The organism is Chlorobium sp. N1, from assembly GCF_004332115.1.
Taxonomy (GTDB): Bacteria; Bacteroidota; Chlorobiia; order Chlorobiales; family Chlorobiaceae; genus Chlorobium.
Map to the genome: position 1 here is coordinate 28,596 of NZ_SJPA01000007.1, position 19,414 is coordinate 48,009.

The 19,414-nt window shown below is 63.0% G+C and carries 16 protein-coding genes; 4 read left to right on the forward strand and 12 right to left on the reverse strand.

Translation table 11 applies throughout. The annotated features are described in order from the left end of the window. Positions 1-122: 122 nt before the first annotated feature. The 3 genes from E0L29_RS08985 (at position 123) to E0L29_RS09000 (ending at position 5,942) form a co-directional block, all read left to right on the forward strand. Positions 123-1,127: a putative sulfate exporter family transporter gene (locus E0L29_RS08985; protein WP_131357953.1), complete on the forward strand. Its 1,005-nt coding sequence runs from the start codon at positions 123-125 to the stop codon at positions 1,125-1,127. Positions 1,128-2,041: 914 nt separating this feature from the next. Further along, entirely contained in the window at positions 2,042-5,089 is a 3,048-nt protein-coding gene (locus E0L29_RS08995; protein WP_131357956.1) for a DEAD/DEAH box helicase, read from the forward strand. A gap of 4 nt (positions 5,090-5,093) precedes the next feature. Beyond that, a complete protein-coding gene (locus E0L29_RS09000; protein ID WP_131357958.1) occupies positions 5,094-5,942 on the forward strand; it encodes an SWIM zinc finger family protein in 849 nt (282 codons plus the stop codon). Between the two features lie 92 nt (positions 5,943-6,034). On the opposite strand, the gene E0L29_RS09005 is transcribed toward E0L29_RS09000, so the two are convergent. Together E0L29_RS09005 and E0L29_RS09010 are read right to left on the reverse strand one after the other, a co-directional pair. After that, a complete protein-coding gene (locus tag E0L29_RS09005) occupies positions 6,035-7,555 on the reverse strand; it encodes a Fic family protein (protein WP_131357961.1) in 1,521 nt (506 codons plus the stop codon). A gap of 300 nt (positions 7,556-7,855) precedes the next feature. Beyond that, a complete protein-coding gene (locus E0L29_RS09010) occupies positions 7,856-8,281 on the reverse strand; it encodes a hypothetical protein (protein ID WP_131357964.1) in 426 nt (141 codons plus the stop codon). Between the two features lie 88 nt (positions 8,282-8,369). Between E0L29_RS09010 and E0L29_RS09015 the strand changes: the two genes are divergently transcribed. Continuing rightward, positions 8,370-9,551: an ATP-binding protein gene (locus E0L29_RS09015; protein ID WP_131357966.1), complete on the forward strand. Its 1,182-nt coding sequence runs from the start codon at positions 8,370-8,372 to the stop codon at positions 9,549-9,551. Positions 9,552-9,627: 76 nt separating this feature from the next. Here the strand turns inward: E0L29_RS09015 and E0L29_RS09020 are convergent, their stop codons facing one another. Genes E0L29_RS09020 through E0L29_RS09065 form a run of 10 tightly spaced genes read right to left on the reverse strand, consistent with a single transcriptional unit; the run spans position 9,628 to position 18,652 of the window. After that, positions 9,628-10,332 carry an A24 family peptidase gene (locus tag E0L29_RS09020; protein ID WP_131357969.1) on the reverse strand — a complete coding sequence of 235 codons (705 nt, stop codon included), beginning with the start codon at positions 10,330-10,332 and terminating at the stop codon, positions 9,628-9,630. Continuing rightward, on the reverse strand, positions 10,329-11,258 hold the full coding sequence (locus tag E0L29_RS09025) for a type II secretion system F family protein (RefSeq protein ID WP_131357971.1): 930 nt from the start codon (positions 11,256-11,258) through the stop codon (positions 10,329-10,331). Before E0L29_RS09025 ends, E0L29_RS09020 begins: the two co-directional genes overlap by 4 nt. Positions 11,259-11,263: 5 nt before the next feature. Continuing rightward, positions 11,264-12,232 (reverse strand): type II secretion system F family protein, encoded by a 969-nt coding sequence (locus E0L29_RS09030; protein WP_165498869.1) that lies wholly within the window; start codon positions 12,230-12,232, stop codon positions 11,264-11,266. Then, entirely contained in the window at positions 12,229-13,698 is a 1,470-nt protein-coding gene (locus E0L29_RS09035; protein WP_131357974.1) for a CpaF family protein, read from the reverse strand. Before E0L29_RS09035 ends, E0L29_RS09030 begins: the two co-directional genes overlap by 4 nt. Then, positions 13,674-14,819 (reverse strand): AAA family ATPase, encoded by a 1,146-nt coding sequence (locus E0L29_RS09040; RefSeq protein WP_131357977.1) that lies wholly within the window; start codon positions 14,817-14,819, stop codon positions 13,674-13,676. Before E0L29_RS09040 ends, E0L29_RS09035 begins: the two co-directional genes overlap by 25 nt. 6 nt (positions 14,820-14,825) lie before the next feature. Further along, positions 14,826-15,863 carry a pilus assembly protein TadG-related protein gene (locus tag E0L29_RS09045; protein ID WP_242664348.1) on the reverse strand — a complete coding sequence of 346 codons (1,038 nt, stop codon included), beginning with the start codon at positions 15,861-15,863 and terminating at the stop codon, positions 14,826-14,828. Then, positions 15,860-16,261, reverse strand: a complete 402-nt coding sequence (locus E0L29_RS09050) for a TadE/TadG family type IV pilus assembly protein (RefSeq protein WP_131357980.1) — start codon at positions 16,259-16,261, stop codon at positions 15,860-15,862. The genes E0L29_RS09045 and E0L29_RS09050 overlap by 4 nt, the downstream gene beginning before the upstream one ends. Then, positions 16,258-17,661, reverse strand: coding sequence for a pilus assembly protein N-terminal domain-containing protein (locus E0L29_RS09055; protein ID WP_131357983.1), 1,404 nt, complete (start codon positions 17,659-17,661; stop codon positions 16,258-16,260). The genes E0L29_RS09050 and E0L29_RS09055 overlap by 4 nt, the downstream gene beginning before the upstream one ends. After that, positions 17,658-18,446 carry a Flp pilus assembly protein CpaB gene (gene cpaB, locus E0L29_RS09060; protein WP_131357986.1) on the reverse strand — a complete coding sequence of 263 codons (789 nt, stop codon included), beginning with the start codon at positions 18,444-18,446 and terminating at the stop codon, positions 17,658-17,660. Before cpaB ends, E0L29_RS09055 begins: the two co-directional genes overlap by 4 nt. A gap of 20 nt (positions 18,447-18,466) precedes the next feature. After that, a complete protein-coding gene (locus E0L29_RS09065; protein WP_165498871.1) occupies positions 18,467-18,652 on the reverse strand; it encodes a Flp family type IVb pilin in 186 nt (61 codons plus the stop codon). Between the last annotated feature and the right edge of the window lie 762 nt (positions 18,653-19,414).

The window sequence follows — 19,414 nt, forward strand, 5'->3', positions numbered from 1 at the left end:
TAATGACCCATCACCAACGATCGCTGGCATGATGTTTTCCCGTTGATGATCTTTCCTGTGAAATCCCCGGTCGGGCATATCCCTCGCCGGGACAGTCTGCGATATCATCAGGAGCTCATCACATGGAAACATCCACAACGACACCGCGCACGTCGGCCTCTCCCGACCCCTGGCCCAGGAGGGTTTCCTCCATCCTTGAGCGGCGCCTGTCCCTGCGCCAGCTGCTTTTTGCCGCCATCGGCCTGCTTTGCCTCTCTTCACCGGTATCCGCTCCGCTCGCTCTCTTGCTCGGCCTGCTCGTGGCATTGACCATCGGCCACCCGTTCATCCATCTCAGCAGCAGGATGACCAGCAGGCTTCTGGAGTTCTCGATTATCGGCCTCGGGTTCGGCATGGACTTCCATCATGCAATGGCGTCAGGCAGGACGGGGTTCATGCTGTCGACAGGGTTTATCCTTCTTACGCTGGCACTCGGCCTTCTTCTGGGCAGCGCGCTTGGCATCGACAGGAAGACATCCCTTCTCATCTCTTCGGGTACGGCTATCTGCGGCGGCAGCGCCATCGCCGCCATCGCTCCGGTCATCGATGTCCGCGAGCACCAGATGTCCGTCGCGCTCGGAACCGTCTTTGTCCTGAATGCTCTTGCGTTGTTCATTTTCCCTCAGGTTGGCGTGATGCTCGGCTTGAGCCAGCACCAGTTCGGCCTCTGGAGCGCCATTGCCATCCATGACACAAGTTCGGTCGTCGGTTCCGCGGCGAGTTTCGGTGCGGAGGCGCTTGAGACGGCCACGACCGTCAAACTCGCCCGCAGTCTATGGATCATTCCCCTGGCCGTTTTCAGCTCGATGCACTTCGGCCGAAAGGCGTCAGCCATCCGCATCCCGTGGTTCATCGTGATGTTCCTTGTCGCCATGGGCGTCCATACGTTCTTTCCTGCAAGCGCACCGGTTACCGATTATGCCGTCCATGCTGCCCATGCCGGCCTGACGCTGACCCTGTTCCTTGTCGGCAGCGCCCTGGCGCCTGGGCGTATGGCGCAGGTGGGATGGAAGCCTTTCGTGCAGGGAGGGATCCTCTGGGCGGTGATTTCGATTGCCGCCCTGGCCGCTGTGGTTATGGTAGGGTAGGGTTGTGAGAGGAACTTGCGGAACTGACCAGGGCTTTCCAATGGCCAGCCTTTCGTGTTCCCGATGGTTTTATCGGGTTTATGCTCCGATGCTCTCGATGGCGGCAACCGGGCCTGTAGAGCTGAAAGACGATCGGGCGCCATTGAGTTCGTCAATCTGACCGATCAGCCTCAGGATCGCCGGGGTGACTTGACGTGACCCGGTTCGAAGCATAACCCGGCACCACAGCCGTTTAATCCGTTTCCGGGCCATTGCCAACGGCCCCCCTGGCTATGCGGTGTACGGAATAATCCGGCATCATGATGACCGGCCTGCATGCATGCATGCATGCAGGCAAGCAAGCAAGCAAGGCGGCAGCCAGTAGCGTTGCGGGTAGTAAGGCAGAACGGATCCCCTGACCCTGAGTTCGAAACGGATGAAGAGCGCAATTATTCTGGTACGCTTTCCCGTACACCCGAAATCTGTTCGCCAGGCCTAGTCACCTGTCAATCAAAATGATCACGATGGTCATCGCATGACAGGTGAAGCTGCAGGTGAAGCTATTGCTTTACTGAGGGTTCTGGCGAATGCGCTGCTATCAAGAAGTGTCGCTCAGAAGGCTCTCAATCTCAAAAATCGGGCCTGTTTTAGGGAGAGCGCTATCTTGAAACGGCCCTTGCCGGCGGTTTGGTTGCGATGACTCTGCCAGTGGGCGAAAACAACCCGGCTCACCTCTTCCCGGTCTCCTAATACCCTGATTTCTTCGGGGGTGAACTGGTGAACTGGTGAACAGGAATCAGGCACGATCCATCAAACCGGCGCATGCTCCGCTTCTCGCTTTACAGGCACAAAGGCCTCTTGTCTGATTAGAACGCCCTCGACGGGGCGGAACTTACCGTTCCTATTCCTACATTCTTTTATTTCAGGATTCGTTGATGATCGTATTGCATTGTTCGGTGCTCGACGGAGCGCCGGTGCTTTGGAGCGAAGGCGGGGAGCCGGGCGATATCCGGGACGTGCGTCGGGCGCTCAGGGCGATCGGCCTGAGGGTTCCGGTCCGCAGGCCCATGCTCAAGGAGTGCCTTGCCTGGCTGCCGCATCGCGGCCGGGAGCGGATTCCCTCTTCGCCCCTGCTTGGCGAAGAACCGGACCGGCGCCGGAAATCCATCCTCAGGCCGCTGGCCGTTACCGCCCTTTCTCTCGATATCGGCCTGTGCTATTCCTTCTTTTCTGTCGTGCGCGGGGAGCAGACGCCGGGTTCCGGGGTCGTTTTCGCTCCTTCCGTCTTCTGGACGATGGAGCTGTTCGAGACGGCAGTCCATCTTGTCGCAACAGAGCGGTTCCTTCCCTCGCTGGTTCACCGGAACCGCCGGTGGCTTGGCCGCTGGGTCCCTTATCCCGAACCTGCCGTCGCCTCGCGCCTCGACATCCTGGCCGGCACCATGCCTCCGGTATGCCGCTGCCTTTCCGGGGAACGGAAACGTCCTCCGCAATCCCCGGGAAAAGAGCTTCAGGAGGAACTGCTGCAGGGGCTGGTGGACTCGCTGGTCAGGTCGTCCTTCGTTTCCGCGCGCGGCAGGACGCCGAAGCCGCCGACGATCCATGATGCATGGATGCAGTCCCTTTCAGGTTCCGATCCCCAGGTGCGGTGGGAGCGCCGGGCGGAGGTCGTGGCGTTTTCACTGGAGCTTGCCGGGTGGCGCCGTCCGCTCGACGTGTATGCCGCCTCGCCTTTCGGTTTCTGTTTCCGGCTTGCCGAGCCTTCCGTGCCTGCCGGACGCGGCCGGGCTTCAGGGAAGGGCAGAAAGGAGGTGTGGCGGCTCGACTGCCTGCTGCAGCTGAAGCGCGACCCCAGCCTGCTGCTCGATGTCGGAGAGCTCCGGGACCCGGAAAGCGATGCTTCCCGGCAGGCTCGTCGTTCCGGGGGAGAGTATACGGAGTTCATGCTCATGGCGCTCGGGCAGGCGGCAGCCCTGTATCCCGATATCTCCAGGGCGCTGAAGCAGAAAAATCCGGGCGGACTGAAGCTCGATACCGAAGAGGCTTTCCGGTTCCTCTCCCACTATGCCCCCATCCTGCGTGATGCCGGATTTGTCGTCATGCTTCCCTCCTGGTGGGTCGGCAGGGGGCCGCTGCACCGGATGGGGATTACGGTACGGGCCAAGGCGCCGGCCATGAAGGCCGGCGGGGCCGGCATGGACCTCGGTACGCTGCTATCCTGCGACTATGCGGTCTCGCTCGGCACGGACGAAGTCGATCTTGACGAGCTTCGGCGTCTTGCGGCACTGAAAATGCCGCTGGTCAGGGTGCGCGGGCAATGGCGGCAGCTCGACCGCCAGGAGCTTTCCGAAGCGCTCGGCTTCCTTGAAAAGCAGCAGTCGGGAGTGCTTACGGCGCGCGATCTGCTTGCGACGGCCTTTGGTGCCGGCGCGCTCGAGACCACGCTGGCGGTGCGCGCCGTCGATGCCGACGGGTGGATGAAAGAGCTGCTCGAAAAGCTCAGGGGCGAGGCCCGTTTTGAGCTGCTTCCCCAGCCGGAGGCTTTTCATGGGAGGTTGCGCCGGTATCAGCTGAAGGGGTATTCATGGCTTGCATTCCTGAGGCGTTGGGGGCTTGGCGCCTGCCTGGCCGACGACATGGGGCTCGGCAAGACCGTGCAGGCGCTCGCGCTCCTGCAGGAGGAGCGGAACCGCGGGGAACGGCGTCCGGTGCTCCTGATCTGCCCCACCTCCGTGGTCAACAACTGGAAAAAAGAGGCGCGGCAGTTCACCCCGGAGCTGCCCGTCCTTGTCCACCATGGCGCCGACCGGCTCAGAACGGCTGCCTTCAGCAAAGCGGCAAAGGCTTCGGCGCTGGTGATTTCCAGCTACGGCCTGCTGGTGCGCGATGTGGCCTCGCTCTCGAAACTGGAGTGGGCGGGCGTGATCCTCGATGAAGCCCAGAACATCAAGAACCCCGAAACCAAACAGGCAAAAGCGGCCCGCGCCATCCCTTCGGATTACCGCATAGCGCTGACCGGTACACCCGTTGAAAATCATGTCGGCGACCTCTGGGCCCTGATGGATTTCCTCAATCCGGGTTTCCTCGGTACGCAGCGCTTGTTCAGGGAGCGCTTTTTCAACCCGATCCAGTGGTACGGCGACAGCGGGGCCTCCGAACGGCTGAAAGCCATGACGGCACCCTTCATCCTCCGCCGGCTCAAGACCGACAGGACCATTATCTCCGATCTGCCCGACAAGATCGAAATGAAGCAGTACTGTACGCTGACCGGTGAGCAGGCATCGCTCTACAAGGCGGTCGTCGACGACCTGCAGGAGCGCATCGAGTCGGCGGAGGGCATCGACCGTCGGGGCCTTGTCCTTGCCCTTCTCGTCAAGCTCAAGCAGGTATGCAACCATCCGGCGCAGTTCCTCGGCGACAGCTCCCCGGTGGCACATCGTTCCGGAAAGCTGCAGCGCCTTGAAGAGCTGCTGGGCGAAATCCGTGAAAGGGATGAACGGACGCTGGTGTTCACCCAGTTCAGGGAGATGGGCGCGCTGTTGCAGCACCATCTTCAGGAACTGTTCGGCGAGGAGGTGCTGTTTCTGCATGGTTCGCTCGGCAGGAAGCGGCGCGATGAACTGATCGAACGCTTTCAGAACGGCGAGCACGCCCCGCGCATGTTCATTCTTTCGCTGAAAGCGGGCGGCGCGGGCCTGAACCTGACCCGGGCGAACCATGTCATCCATTACGACCGCTGGTGGAACCCGGCCGTTGAAAACCAGGCGACGGACAGGGCGTTTCGTATCGGGCAGAAGCACAATGTCGAAGTCCATAAATTCATCGCCGCCGGTACCCTCGAAGAGCGGATCGACGAGATGATCGAGAGGAAAACGGCCGTTTCAGGGACACTCCTCGGCAGCGGGGAGCAGTGGCTTACCGAACTGTCGAACATCGAGCTGAAAAAACTCGTCATGCTCGGACGGGAGGCAACAGAGGCATAATCGTATGGCCAGATTCCATTATTTCTATGAGCCGACGACCCCGAAAAAGGTCGATAACGGCATCAAGGCACAGAGCAGGCGTGGCGCCTTTGCCCGGCAATGGTGGGGGAAGGCGTGGATTGCGGTGCTCGAGCGCTTCAACGACGCCGCACGCCTTGCCCGCGGCCGGGCGTATGCACGCAAGGGGCAGGTGACCGATCTGCAGTTCACCGGTAAAGGCGTCGTGGCAAAAGTCCAGGGGTCACGCTCCAGTCCGTACAGGGTCACCGTCAGGCTCAGGCCCTATGCTGAAGGGGAGTGGCAGCGGCTTGTCGGGGTGTTCCGTGAAAATCCCGTGCTTGTCGCCCGGATACTGGGCGGTGAGATGCCCGAAGAGATCGAGGCGCTCTGCCGGAAAGCGGGCCTTCCCCTCTTTCCGGCCGCATTCGGCGATATCGAGGCATCATGCTCCTGCCCTGATTACGCCCATCCCTGCAAGCACCTCGCCGCCGTCTTTTACCTGCTGGCCGAGGCTTTCGACCGTGATCCGTTCCTCCTCTTCGCCCTGCGGGGCATCGAAAGGGATGCGCTCTTCACCGCCCTCGGCGCGAACCGGTCCGGCGGGCCGGAAACGGACGAGGAGCACGGGAAGGGGCTCGCCGAACCCCTGCCGGCCGATCCCGCCCTCTTCTGGTCTTCTCCGGACGGGCCGCCGCTTCCCGGCCTGCACGAAGAGAGACCGGCAGACTCGGCAATCCTGGCACGGAGGCTCGGGCCGATTCCGTTCTGGCGGTCCGAAAGGGATTTCCTTGCTGAAATCCATTCCATCAGCAGGGCGGCCTCGGAGTACGCGTTCAGCAGGGGAGGCAGGTGACAGCGGCGACGGATCGGCCGGAACCCGCTCGACGGCATGCACTCCATCCGAGTTCCTGACTCCGGTCGAAGATGTGTGTTGAGGGCTCTTTTTCAGCTTTGGACATTCTGCCCGGGAGACGTGTCCAAATCCGAAACGTTGAGCAGCCGGTACTGTTTGCGGGATTTTTCGAATGCATTGCAGGCCTTCATCCGGCTGATCACCCGGTCCAGGTCGGTGTAGTCGAATGCCGCAGTCCATTGCCGGATATGCTGCATGGCCTCAATGAACGGTTCGGGCCTGCTTTGCCGTGTGAGGACCCGAAGACAGTCCAGATACTCTTCCCTGAAAAGCGTCGGGACGATGATTCTGCCGGCGTTCACAACGGACAACTCCGCGTTCATGGCGAGGCGTGCGAGTCGTCCGTTCCCGTCAATAAAGGGATGCACTTCCGAGACAATGAACATCGCCAGCAGCGCACGGGCCATACCCGGCGGGACCGAGGGCAACAGCTTGCTGCCTTCGATAAGGGTCCCACGTACGTTTCTTGGTGATACGAAGGTTGTGTTCCCGGCAAAATTCTCCCTGTCCTTGAAATCGCCGGGAGACGCTTCAGGGCGTTCTTTCATGAGGTCTGCATGACGCTGTCGCAACTGGTGTAGCACCGCTTCGCCGATTGCCATCGACTGGTTTGCCCATCCGGGATTGATCGCCTGTCGGAACACGCCGAGAATGTCGTGCGAATCTTTCGGGCGCTGATCGATGATTTTTCCCTCAAGTACGATTTGCCGTGCCTCTGAGACGTCGAACTCCGTACCCTCGATGAAGTTGCTGAAATAGGACTCAAGGAATGCAAAATTGATGCGGGCGGCTTCGCTTCCGGTCGGTGACGCGTTCTCCGGGAAATCCATGACCCGCAAAACAGCTGCCAGCGCTTCAAAAAGCGCAAGCCGGCCGGCGTCAACAGGCGTACCCGCAGCCAGGGCTTTTCCGGCAACGGTCCCAAGTCGGGCGCTTTTTGTCCCGAGAATGGTGCCGATCAGCTCGTTCAACACCTTGTATTCCTTGTCGAATCCCAGGAGCGGCGCAAGGCCAAGAGCTTCATCCCTGATCCGGTTGAGCGCTTCGATGCCTCTGGATTCGTACATGTTTACCAGGCGCTCTTCAACGGCGGTGCGGCCCATGGCTTTTTTGATCGAACCACGGCTTGCCGCAAGATTTTCCAGGAGCATCCTGGCCGGAGAAGGGAAGTAGATATCTCGCCCGGACATGGGCAGGTCACCCGCAACCTGTCCATGCCCCCTGACGAGGATCACGTTGAGCCCGGGCAGCTTGACAGCCCTGTTGTAACTATAGCTGAGGTGTATGACTCCATCCACCGGGATGCCGCCCTTGAAGGCGCTTCTGAAACCAATCACCGCCCCCGGAAACAGTGCGGCAAGGAGCCTTGTCCTGTGCAGTGCAACGATGGCAGGCCACTCGTTTTCAGGGCTGGCACTGAGAACCCCGGGGACAATTCGTGCCAGCTCACCTCTTTTCAGTCGCCGCTGTGCCGCTCTTATTTCAGCAGTATTGAGTTCGGCGTAGATGATCAGCGAATCATCGGTTGTCGTGTTTTTCAGCGATCTCTTCATTGATTCGATATGGGTGTCGCAAGTTTCTCTTTATAGGTAAGGTTTTGTCGTAAAAAACAATTTAGCGGGAATCCGGGGAAATGGCAAGAGGATGGAAAAACTCTCTGCCCGACTTGCGTCTTTCAATTTTCGGCAGCTGAACCGACAGCCAATGACGGTATGGTACGGCCGGAAGGCGGCTCTCTTTTTGATCGTGTTGTCTCCATTCAGGAACAGGCAGGGGGGAGTGTGCTGAGAGCAGCCGATACCGGCTGATTGGCGGGGACGTCGTACAAGGAACCACAGGGGTGGACATCGGGCTTAATATGGCCTGCCTGCCATATTGGGCGTTATCCGTTCGTCTGAAACCCCGACCTGCTTCGGCAGAGGGTTTCCCACGGACGATCCGCTTCGTTTCCGGGCGCTTGTGCCGTTGATCCGGATCGGACCCACGGGATTCGCCGGACCCGATCCGGCGTTTTGGATGAGCTCCGCTCCGGCCAGCTTCACATCCCCCCCTGCATCGAGCACGATCCTCCACGTCAGCGCCGCCACGGCGATCGCCGGTCCGAACGGCCACTCGGCCGCTCTGTCGATCTTCCCGAGCCTCTGCCACAGGAACTGCCAGAGCGCGGTGCCGAGCCGGGCCCACGCCACCACGTACCGTACCCCGGGGTCTGCGCCCATACGCCATGGCGGCAGATATCCTTGATTCAGCAGCCCTTCGCTTTTGCATGGAATCGGCATTGCTCAGTTGTTTATATCGATTTATAGCGAATTATTGTTATAATGCGTTATAAGTTGATATAAATAGCCTCTTGCCGGGATTAATTTTATGGATAAAATCAGGAACCCGTTTTCACCGGGGGCCGGGGCTCCGCCGCCAGAACTTGCTGGCCGGGATGGCGTATTGGAGCAGGCGTCCGTCCTGTTCGCCCGTGTTAGGAACCAGCGAGCTGAAAAGAGTTTCATCATGACTGGTCTTCGAGGTGTAGGCAAGACCGTGTTGCTCAATGAAATGGAGCGGATGGCCCGGACAGAGGAGTATCGCACAATATTTCTTGAGGCTTCGGATCAAAAGCCGCTTGCCGTTCTTCTCGTGCCTCAGTTGCGCTCCCTTTTGTATGATCTTGATCGTATGGCGGGTGCTGGGAAGAAGGTCCGGCGCGGGTTGGCTGTATTGAAAAGCTTTGTGGCGGCCATAAAAGTATCTTTTGGAGATATCGAGCTTGGTCTTGATATCGAGCCGGAAAAAGGTACAGCTGACAGTGGCGACCTGGAGATTGATCTTCCTGGTTTATTTATCGCCGTCGGTGAGGCTGCTGAGGAGCGGCAGGCGGCTGTAGCCATATTCATCGATGAAATTCAGTTTTTTACGAAAGCTGAACTCAATGCACTTATCATGGCCATGCATAAAATGCAGCAACGTCGGCTTCCTATTGTGCTTGTTGGCGCAGGGTTGCCGATTTTGCCCGGTTTGGCCGGTGATGCCAAGTCCTATGCCGAGCGTCTTTTCAGTTTCCCTGAAATCGGACCCCTTGACCGGGATGATGCAGTTAAAGCTCTTCAGGGGCCGGTTATGGGTGAGGGGGTGAGTTTTGAGAAATCGGCATTGAACGAGATCTTCACATGGACCAAAGGGTACCCGTATTTTCTTCAGGAATGGGGCTATCAGGCTTGGAACCAGGCTGATGCCACGCTAATCACGCTACGTGTCGTAAAAGATTCTACCATCCATGTGGTCAATCGTCTCGATGAGAATTTTTTCAGGGTGCGTTTCGACCGGCTTACCGATGGTGAGAAACGATATCTGAGGGCAATGGCTGCTCTGGGGCAAGGGCCTTATCATACGACGGAAATTACCCGGCAGCTGGGAGTTGAACGGAGTACGGCGTTGAGTGCCGTACGTTCAAAACTTATAAAGAAGGGAATGATATACAGCCCCGCACATGGGCAGCTGAGTTTCACGGTTCCGCTTTTTGATGAGTTTATGCGACGTGCGATGCCTGTTGCATGATTTTATAGGGGGGGGGAATACCAATGCCACTGCTGTCGGTGGATCCGATTCCATCGGGCGCCTCATGTTCCCCGCCTTACAGCGCCATCATCCGGAACAGCGCCGCCACGGCGATCGCCGGTCCGAACGGCCAGTCGGCAGCTCTGTCGATCTTCCCGAGCCTCCGCCACATGAGAAACCACAGCGCGGTGCCGAGCCCGGCCCACACCACCACGTACAGTACCCCGTAGAGTCCAAGCCAGGCCCCGAGCGTCCCGAGCAGCTTGATGTCCCCTCCGCCGACTCCCGTCTCCCCCCTGAACCGGCGGTAGAGCTCCCCGAGACCTCCTACGAACCCCGCCGCCAGTGCGGCCGATGCGGCTGCTGCCGCCAGACCCTGCCCGGTGAGCCCGAGGTGGCTCGAGAGGAGGCCCCCCGCCCCCAGCGGCAGGACCACCGCGTTCGGCAGCATGGTGGTGTCCCAGTCGATGAGGGCGAGCAGGAGCAGCGTGCCGGAGAAGAGCGCGAGCGCGAGCGCCTCCTGTGGCGTCGCGGCGATCCACGCGCAGCGCACCGAGAGGAGCGCGGCGGCGACGGGTACCCAGATCTTCCGGGCCGGCGGCACGGGAGCGGCGATGCCGCCGCCGGGGCCGATCCACCCTTCAGGGGAGGCGCCCGTTCGCTCGAGCCGCCGGGCGGGTATCCGACGCGCGAGCGGGACGAGGGCGATGCCCGCCAGCAGGCCCATCGCCGCCCAGAGCGGGAGGAGCACGAGGCGGGGGAGGGGGAGTTCGGGGGTCATCTCTGCAGCGCCTCCAGCATCTGGATCATCGCCGGGCCTAGGAGCACGAGCATGAGGGTGGGGAAGATGAAGAGGATGAGCGGCAGGACCATCTTCACCGGGATCTTGGCGGCCAGCTCTTCGGCGCGCTGGGTGCGGCGGGTGCGCATCATCTCGGCGTGCACGCGGAGCGACTCGCCGAGGCTCGTGCCGAAACGGTCGGCCTGCACGAGCATGGAGACCAGGTCGTCGAGGTCCTCGAGGTTCGAGCGCAGCGCCAGGTTCCTGAGGGCGTCGATCCGGCTCGCCCCGGCGCGCATCTCGATGGAGGCCAGGTAGAACTCCCCGGCGAGCTCCGGGCAGCTCGCGGCCATCTCGCGGGATATGCGCGAGATCGCCGAGTCGATGCCCATGCCCGACTCGGTGCAGGTCACCATGAGGTCGATCATGTCGGGGAGCGTGTCGCGCATCTTTCCGCTCCGGCGGGAGGTGAGGAGGCGGAGCGCCGTTTCGGGGAGGTAGTAGCCGAGGGCGGCGGTCACGACGACGAGCATGAGGATCCGCATGGCGGGGATGTGGGGGTGGCCGACATACAGGAGCAGCCCGAGCCCCAGCGGCAGCGCCAGCGTGAGCAGGCTCTTCAGGGCGTAGTAGTAGAGCGGGGCGCTCTTCTGGCGGATGCCCGCCCGGAGGAAACGGAGCCGGACGGCGGAGTCCTGCCACCCCTCCTCGGGCAGCGAGAGGCGCGAGAGGGCGGTGACGAGGGCGGTGACCCTGTCGCTCCGGGCGCCCTCTGCGAGGGAGCGCTCCCCCGGGCTGCCGGGCCTCATCGCCTCGATGCGTTCCCTGAGGGCGCCTTCTCTCCTCCAGTGCCGGGCGAGGAAGACCAGCGAGGCGGCGGCGGCTCCCGTGAGGAGGACGGAGAGGATCTGCAGTGCGGTTTCCATCGGCCTTACACCTTGATCTGTACGATGCGGTTGAGCAGAAAGAACCCCACGCTCATGAGCCCCCCGCCGATGAGGAGCAGGGTGCGGCCTTGTTCGGTGGTCCAGAGCAGCGAGACGTAGCCGGGGTTGATGAGCATGAGGATGGCGGCGAGCGCGAAGGGCATGCTGCCGAGCACCCAGCCGGAGGCCCGCCCTTCGCTCGAGAGGGTGCGGACCTTGCCGCGCAGCTTGATGCGCTCGCGGATGGTCCCGGAGAGCCCTTCGAGCAGCTCGGTGAGGTTGCCTCCGGTCTCGTGCTGGATGACGAGCGAGATGACGAAGAAGCGCACGTCGCTCGAGGGAATGCGCAGGCCGAGCTCCGTGATGGCCTCCCTGAAGGGGATGCCGAAACCGATCTCGTCGAAAACGGTCTTGAACTCCTCGCCTATCGGGTTCGGGAACTCCCGGCCGACCATGCCGATGGCCGAGGTGAGGCTGTGGCCCGCGTGCAGGGCCCGCGTGACGTAGTCGAGCGCTTCGGGGAGCTTTGCCGAGAAGAGGGCGAGTCGCCGCTCCGCCCTTCGCCGGAGCCAGAGGAGGGGCAGGGCGCCGGTCGCCGTCGACGCCGCAAGGAGCGGCAGCGGGCCGCTGCCGCGCATGAGCCCGAGCAGGAGGACCGAGAGAAAGAGCGCGAGCATGAGCAGGAGGAGCTTGCCGGCCGTGAGTCGGCTGCGGGCCCGCTGTATCAGCGCTTCGAGATTCCTGAACGCGGCCGAGCGTTCGTGCAGCAGGATTTCCAGCTCATGCTCCCCGAGGGCGCGCTTTCTTCCCGTCTCCTTCGCCACTCCGGCCTGCACCTCGCTCCGGATGCTCTCGATGCGCCGGTGGCGGGCATGGCCGCGCCGGTCGAAGAAGTGCGCCCACACGCCGTAGGCGACGAGCATCAGGAGCACGACCCAGAGGAAGACGAGGATGGAGAGAAGGGTCGGGTTCATGGCCGCTGGGGGGCTTGGTCGTTTGGCGGGAGCCCGGGTTCGAACATCCCCTCGCTGAGGGTTATTCCGTAGGCCCTGATCTTTTCCGATACCCTCGGCCGGACGCCGCTCGCGCTGAAGGCGCCCTGCACCGTCCCGTCCGGGGAGGTGCCGGTGTGTGTGTAGCTGAAGATCTCCTGCATGGTGATCACCTCGCCCTCCATGCCGCTGAGTTCCTGGATGCTGGTGACCTTGCGCGTGCCGTCGCTCATCCTCGAGATCTGCACGATGAAGTGGATCGAGGAGGAGATGAGCTGGCGGAGCGCCTTCGAGGGGAGACTGATGCCGGCCATCCCGACGAGGTTCTCCAGGCGCCCGAGCGCGTCGCGCGCGCTGTTGGCGTGGATGGTCGAGAGCGAGCCGTCGTGGCCGGTGTTCATGGCCTGCAGCATGTCGATGACCTCGGCGCTTCGGACCTCGCCGAGCACGATGCGGTCGGGCCGCATGCGGAGCGAGTTCTTGACGAGCGCGCGCATGGTGATCTCCCCCTTTCCCTCGATGTTGGGAGGGCGGGTCTCGAGGCGGATCACATGGTCCTGCTGCAGCTGCAGCTCGGCGGTGTCCTCGATCGTGACGATGCGCTCGTCGTGCGGGATGAAGCCCGAGAGGATGTTGAGCATGGTGGTCTTGCCGGTGCCGGTGCCGCCCGAGATGAGGATGTTGCACTTCACTCGGACGAGCGCCGAGAGCAGCTCGGCCATGGCGGAGGTCAGGCTGTTTTTAGGAATGAGGTCCGCCATCTGCAGCGGCACGACGGCGAAGCGCCGTATGGTGAGGACGGGGCCGTCGAGGGCGAGCGGGGCTATGATGGCGTTGACGCGGGAGCCGTCGGGAAGGCGGGCGTCGGCCATCGGGCTGAACTCGTCGATGCGCCGGCCCACCCTCGAGACGATCTTGTCGATGATCTTGAGAAGATGCTGGTCGTCGTTGAAGCGGATGTCGGTGAGCTCGATCTTGCCCTTTTTCTCGACGTACACCTTCCCGTGGCCGTTGACCATGATCTCGGAGATCGCCGGATCGGCGAGCAGCGGCTCGATGGGGCCGAGCCCCATGATCTCGTTCTTGAGGTCCGAGACGAGTCGGGCGCGTTCCTGCACGTTGAGCGGAATCGACTCCTCCGTGAAGAGCAGGCCGAGCAGCCGTTCGAGCTCCTGGCGCAGCTGCTCCGGGCTCATGCTCTCGATCGAGTTGAGGTCGATGCGGGTGAGCAGCTGCTGGTGCAGCTTCTTTTTCGTGACGTAGTAGTCGGCCCCCTGGTACTCTCCGCCGCGCGCCTCCTTTCCGGGAGGCGGCGCCTGGGGCTCCGGCTCTCCGCTTTCGGCCGGCGGCTGGGCCTTTGCGTTCATCTTCCCGCCGTTTCCGGAGGAGCGAGCGGGCGGCGCGGGAGCCTGTTTCCAGCGCGCTATCTGATCTTCAAGAAGTCCCATGGCGATGGCTGTTTTGGTGCGTTGCCGGTGAGTTCCGCGGCCCAGTCCAGGAATGCGCGGGAGAGCTTCGAGCGGGGGAGCAGCTCGACGAAGGGCCGGCCGGCCAGGAGCGATTCCTGCACGGCGCCGTGGTCCGAGGGGAAGCGGCGGCCGACCGGCCGCTGCACCACCGATTCGATCTCCGGGCAGGTGACGCGCGCCTCTGCGTCGGCGCGGTTGAGGATGATGTCGATCTGCGAAATGGGTTTCTCGAACGCTTTCCAGAGGTTGAGCAGGAGGCCCGCCCTCCTCAGCGAGGGGAGCGAGGGGGTGGTGACGACCAGGAGGTCGTCGAGGTGCTCGAGCACCTGGATCCCGACCCGGTCGAGCGAGCTGCCGAGGTCGATCAGGACGAAGTCGTAGAAGCAGGTGGCCACCTGGATCAGCTCGCCGACACGCTCGGGTTCGACGGCGACGGTCTTCTCGAAGGTGGAGGGCGAGGGTATGAGGTCGAGCGTCTCCGAGAGCCGGTGCACCATGCTCTCGAGCAGCGACTGGTCGAGCCGGTCGCTCTCTTTCGAGATGTCGGCCAGGTCCTTGGGGTGTTTCTCGGCGGTGAGGTACATGTCGAGGTCCCCGAAGGGCAGCGAGACGTCGATGGCAAGCACCCTCGTCCGGGGCTGTTCCGAGAGCGCGGAGGCGAGGTTGGCCGTCGTGCAGGAGCTGCCGTCCCCGCCCTTCGAGGAGACGAACCCCAGCACTCTGCCCGGGCAGGCTCCGGAGCCTTTCGTGCGGAGCTCGGCGCGCTCGACTACCGTTCCTATCGTCGCCGGCAGGTCGTCGGCGACGACCTCGCGCACGCCTGCCTGCATGAGCTGCAGGAGCAGCTCGGGCCCCGTCTGGGGGTGGAGGACGACGACGGCCGCCTGGGGCAGCGTGATGCAGAGCTTCTCGACCGCCTGCCGGAATCGGATCTCCGAGGGGTCGAATCCTTTCAGGAAGACCAGGTCCGGCTTGCGGGAGGAGAGCTGGCGCAGCATGGCGCCCGCCTCGCCTGTCAGCCGGACGAGCTGGTGGCGGCTCTCCATGAAGGGGGCGTCGGGGATGTCCCAGGGTTCGGGGGAGTAGAGGGCGATCTTCATGGTCTGTTATTGGACGAGTATGGGTGGAGTGCGGGCGCCGTAATCGATGCCCTCGCCGCTGCCCGGATCCAGGCCCGCAAACATGGCCATGTCGATGAAATGGCCGGTGATGTACTTGCCGCCCTGGTTGAATCCGTCGATATGGAAGCCGGCGATGGCGACGATGGGTTCGAACGAGTCGGTATCGACCTCTTCGACGACGAATATGGCGACATCGGTGCCGACAGGAACCTCGCTGTAGAGCGTGGCCTTTGCTCCCGGCTGGATATAGGTGTCATCGCCGATCGAGAGCGCCGTCGTATTGCCTCTTTCGATGAGATCGCGCATGAAGGGGACGTCGGGATTCTTCTGGTCGGACTGGAAGGTGGTCCACTGGCCGGAGAGCACGTCCTGGCCGTCGAAGGTGTAGACGGAGCCGAGCCTGATGGAGGGCGCTTCGCCGTCCGCGTCGAGGACTGGAGAGCCGCTGAGGGTGTCCCAGTAGTGGTCGAGCATCTTCTTGCCGATGACGAAGGGGAAGAGGCCGGAGCCGCCGGCGGGAGCCGCGATTACGGCAACGGCTTCGGCCCGGACCTCGGAATCGGCGATGTCGAGGATGGGGGCGAAGAAGAGGGGGAGGGGACCTCCGTTCCGGCCTTCGGCCAGCGATATCCTCGCCCGGACCGCCGGCACGTCTCCCGCCGCGGCCGCACCGTGCAGCCCGAGCGATGGGTCCGGGATGTTCCAGTAGCCGGTCTCGATCTCGGCGTCGAGGATTGCTTCGCCGTTGGCGACGTTCCTTCGCGCAAACTCGAGCGCCACGGTCTCGGCCGCCGTCCAGTTGTAGGGGTCGCCGCCCGGGTCGTCGAGCGAGCGGGCGCCGGCCATCGCCGCCGCGTCGGCTGCGTTCTGCAGTTCGATCCTCGTCAGTTGCACGCGCGCCAGGTCGACCGCCAGTGCGGCAAAACCCAGCAGCACGGGGAGGAAGAGCGCGAAGAGCAGGGCGGCCGAACCCCGCTGGTTCTCGAGCTGGCTGTGCCTGCAGCGCGGCGCATTCATGCTCATTCTATCCTCATGCTGGTTCGCGAGGAGATCTGCATGTCTCCGAACAGGTAGATCCCGGTGTAGGTGCCGCTGACCTCCACGGTCAGGATGTCGCCAGAGACGGTGGATGTGGCCGAGGGCGTCATGGTGCCTCCGAACGAGATCAGGTTCTGCCGGCAGAGCTCGAGAGCGGCGGCGTTGGCGCTGCCCGTGATGCCGGCCTCCGTCCTTCCGGCCACGTAGCGGATGCCGGTGCGGGCGCCCTCGCGGCTCGCCATGGTAAGCACGGTCTTGTCGTAGAGGGCCACCGAAACGGTCACCATGCCGAACGCGAGCAGGAGGAAGAGGGGCAGGATGAGCGCGAACTCGACGATTACGCTGCCCTTCTCACGGCGGCACTGTTCTTCGGGCGCGTTCATTCCTTCTCCCTGGTCCCCTCGAGCTTTCCTTCGAGGAGCAGTTCGTTTGCTGTGGGCGCCGTGAAACGGTCGGTGGGGAGCTCCGGCTTTTCGCCGCTGGCCGCGACCAGCGTCGGGCGCACGACGACGAGGAGCTCCGTCGTCTCGGAGCTGGTTTCGGTGTGGCGGAAGAGCGCGCCGAGCAGCGGGATCTGGCCGAGCAGCGGCAGGGACCGCTTGATTTCGGTGAGGTTGTCGCGGAGCAGGCCTCCGATGACGAGGTTCTCGCCCTCCTTCATCTGGACGGTGGTCGAGGCGTAGCTGGTCTTGAAGGAGGGGAGGGTCGAGGTGGTGCCGGCCGTGACGGCCTCCTGCAGCGGTTCGGAGACCTCCGGGGCGACCTTCAGCCAGATGCGCCCGCCCTCGAGCACCTTCGGGGTGAAGCGCAGCCCCACGCCGTAGCTGCGCTCGACGTAGTCGACCGCGCCGGTGCCGGTGGCCGTCGGCGTATAGACCTTGCCGCCGACGAGGAAGTACCCCTCCTCGCCGCTCATGGCGACTATGGTCGGTTCGGCGAGGATCTTGATCGCCCCCTCCTTCTTCTCGGCGTCGAGCCTGAGCTCGTTGCCGACTGCTCCGGTGGAGGTGGCGGTGGCGTTGAAGAGCATGTCGACGGTGGCGCTGCTGACGAATCCCGTCATGATGCTTCCCCGGGTGCCGCCGTGGTTCTGGGCCCAGCTGAGCCCGAGGGATTCGATATGGCTTTTGGATACCTCGGCGATGCGCACCTCGAGCCGCACCTGTTGCGGGTTGCGGATCCTGAGGAGGTTGACCACCCCTTTCATGGCCTGGGGTTCGGTCGCGCCGGAGCCTGTCGTTGCGGCCGCCGCAGGATCAGTACCGGCGGCGTCGCTCCGGGTGAGGGATGCTTCGGGGCTGGGGTCGGGAGCCCTGCCGCCGAGCCAGGTGCGTACGATCCTCCGGACGGTCTCCGCGGCAAGGGCGTCGGAGACCGAGCCGGAGACGACGATGGTGGGTCCTGAGGTGACGACTTTGATGTCGCGCTCTTCGGGGAGTACCGTGCGGAGCAGCCGCCTGAGGGGGGCGACGTTGCGGCTTACCTCGAGCGGCCTTGTCGAGACGCGTCCTCCCGTCTCCCAGAGGATCAGGTTGGTCGATCCGCTCTTCTTGCCGAGGAGGTAGAGCTCCGAGGGCCTGAGCATGATGAAGTCGGCGATGTCAGGGTCGCCGACGGCGACGCGCTCGACCGGGCGGTCGAGCCGGTAGACCCTCGACTCGCCGGCCGGAACCCGGTAGAGGGCGGGCGCGGCGGCGGAGGCGGCGGGCAGGAAGAGGGCGAATGCGAGGAGTGCGGCCGTGCGCCGCCGCGCGCGTTCGGGGGGGGCGGGGCATTTCTTCATGGCGCGGGGGTGTGTGCTGGTTTGCGGCCTATGCCGCGGATCTCCTCGGGCGAGTACCATCCCTGAGCGAATCCGGCAGGCGCCGTGGAGGCTTCTGTGCTCGAGATGATGTCGCCGAGGCGTACGCCCGACGAGCGGACATTGCCGGCGTCGAGTTCGTTGCGCAGCACGAGCGAGAGCTTTCCTATGCTTCGGGCGAGGTCCAGCTTCTCGGATTCGCGCGGGGTGAGTTCGAGCGTGACGGCCTTGACCACTTTGGGCTTGTCGGGCTCGGCCGTGGTCTCCTGGGCCGCGGCGAGCACCTTCACCCTCGAGAGTACGATCCGTGCGAAAGGCTTGCGGTTTTCATCCCTGCCCCGGACGAGCACGTCGACGTAGCTGCCCGGCAGGGCGAAGCCCGCCACGGCGACCACGTCGTTGACGCGGACCGTGATGGCCCGCTTGCCTTCGGGAATGATGGATGAGAGTCCGCCGGTGGCCTCCTTCGGGGCGAGCTTGCAGGGGAGGACGGGTTCACCGGTGGCGATGGAGGCGCGGGCGATGCGGCCCACGATCTCTTTGGTGTTCGAGAAGGCCCCCTCGGGAACTTCGGACTCGGGCCAGCGTGCGGCTTTGACCTGGGGCGCCTCAATGGCTTTGCCGGCTTCGATGGGCCGGGCCGCGACGACGACGCTCGGTCCCGTGGCTCGGGCGTCGTCCTTCGTGGAGCCCACCCAGCGGGCGGCGACGACTGAGGCCATCGCCCCCACCGTGAGGGCGATGGCTGCGTAGACTGGCAGTTTCACTGTAATGGGGGTTCGAGAGTTCAGCTGCCGGACGTGGCACCGCTGAGGGCGGTGGTGATGTCGGTGAAGATCGCGACTAGCTGGTCGCCGACGGTGGTCAGCGTAGCGATCACGACGACCGCGACGAGGGCCGCGATGAGGGCGTACTCGATCATGGTCACGCCTTTTTCCTGTTGTTGCTGCTGCTGCATGGTGGGGGTCAGCATAGTGTCACCTCATGTGTTTTTGTTGGGGACCGGATGCGTGTCTCTTTCCGTTTCCGTTCGCCCCGCCGTGTAGGCGGAGCGCCTCCTCACAGGGCGGGGCCCTGTCCGGTGACGCGGGAATGAGGTGGGTCGGGCGCTCCTGCGCTGCGCAGGCCCATGCCTTCGCTGTCGAAGGTCGGTTGCTGCGTGCCGGCAATGCGGAATCGATGCGGGAGGGGTTTCTGGTGAAAAAACCTTCCGTGCTCTCTTCGATAAGCCTGCGTGCAAGGTGCTTCGGTATCACTGTTCGGGGGCTGTTTATGGGAGGCGTTCGGAGTTTCAGGGGGGTCTCCCATACCCATCGTATGCGATTGATTTATATAAAAAGTACACAAAGTGGGGCCGTGTTGCAAGGAAGAATAGTGGGTCTATAGGGCGTTATGGAGGTATATCTATATATGGGGTATATGGATGCTTTGTGGCGGGCAATTCGCGAATGATGATCGTATCCGCGCATAAAAACGTGCCGAATACGCTTTCAATATGTCGGAAGGTATTGGATTTATTGCGGAGTGATCGGGTCTTGAATCGACGGGACGGGTGGTTTTCGGATGTTTTGAGAACGTCGTTTCGGCGGGGGTGTGCATTGCGGGTTCCGCCGTCTCTTCCGTCTCGGCCTGGCGGACTCCCGGTGCATTATGACGCAGCTTCCGGCCGCGGCGGTTCGGCTTTTCGGCGATCTTCCCTAAGCATTATCCGCAGGGAAGCAGACGAGAGCCTTTG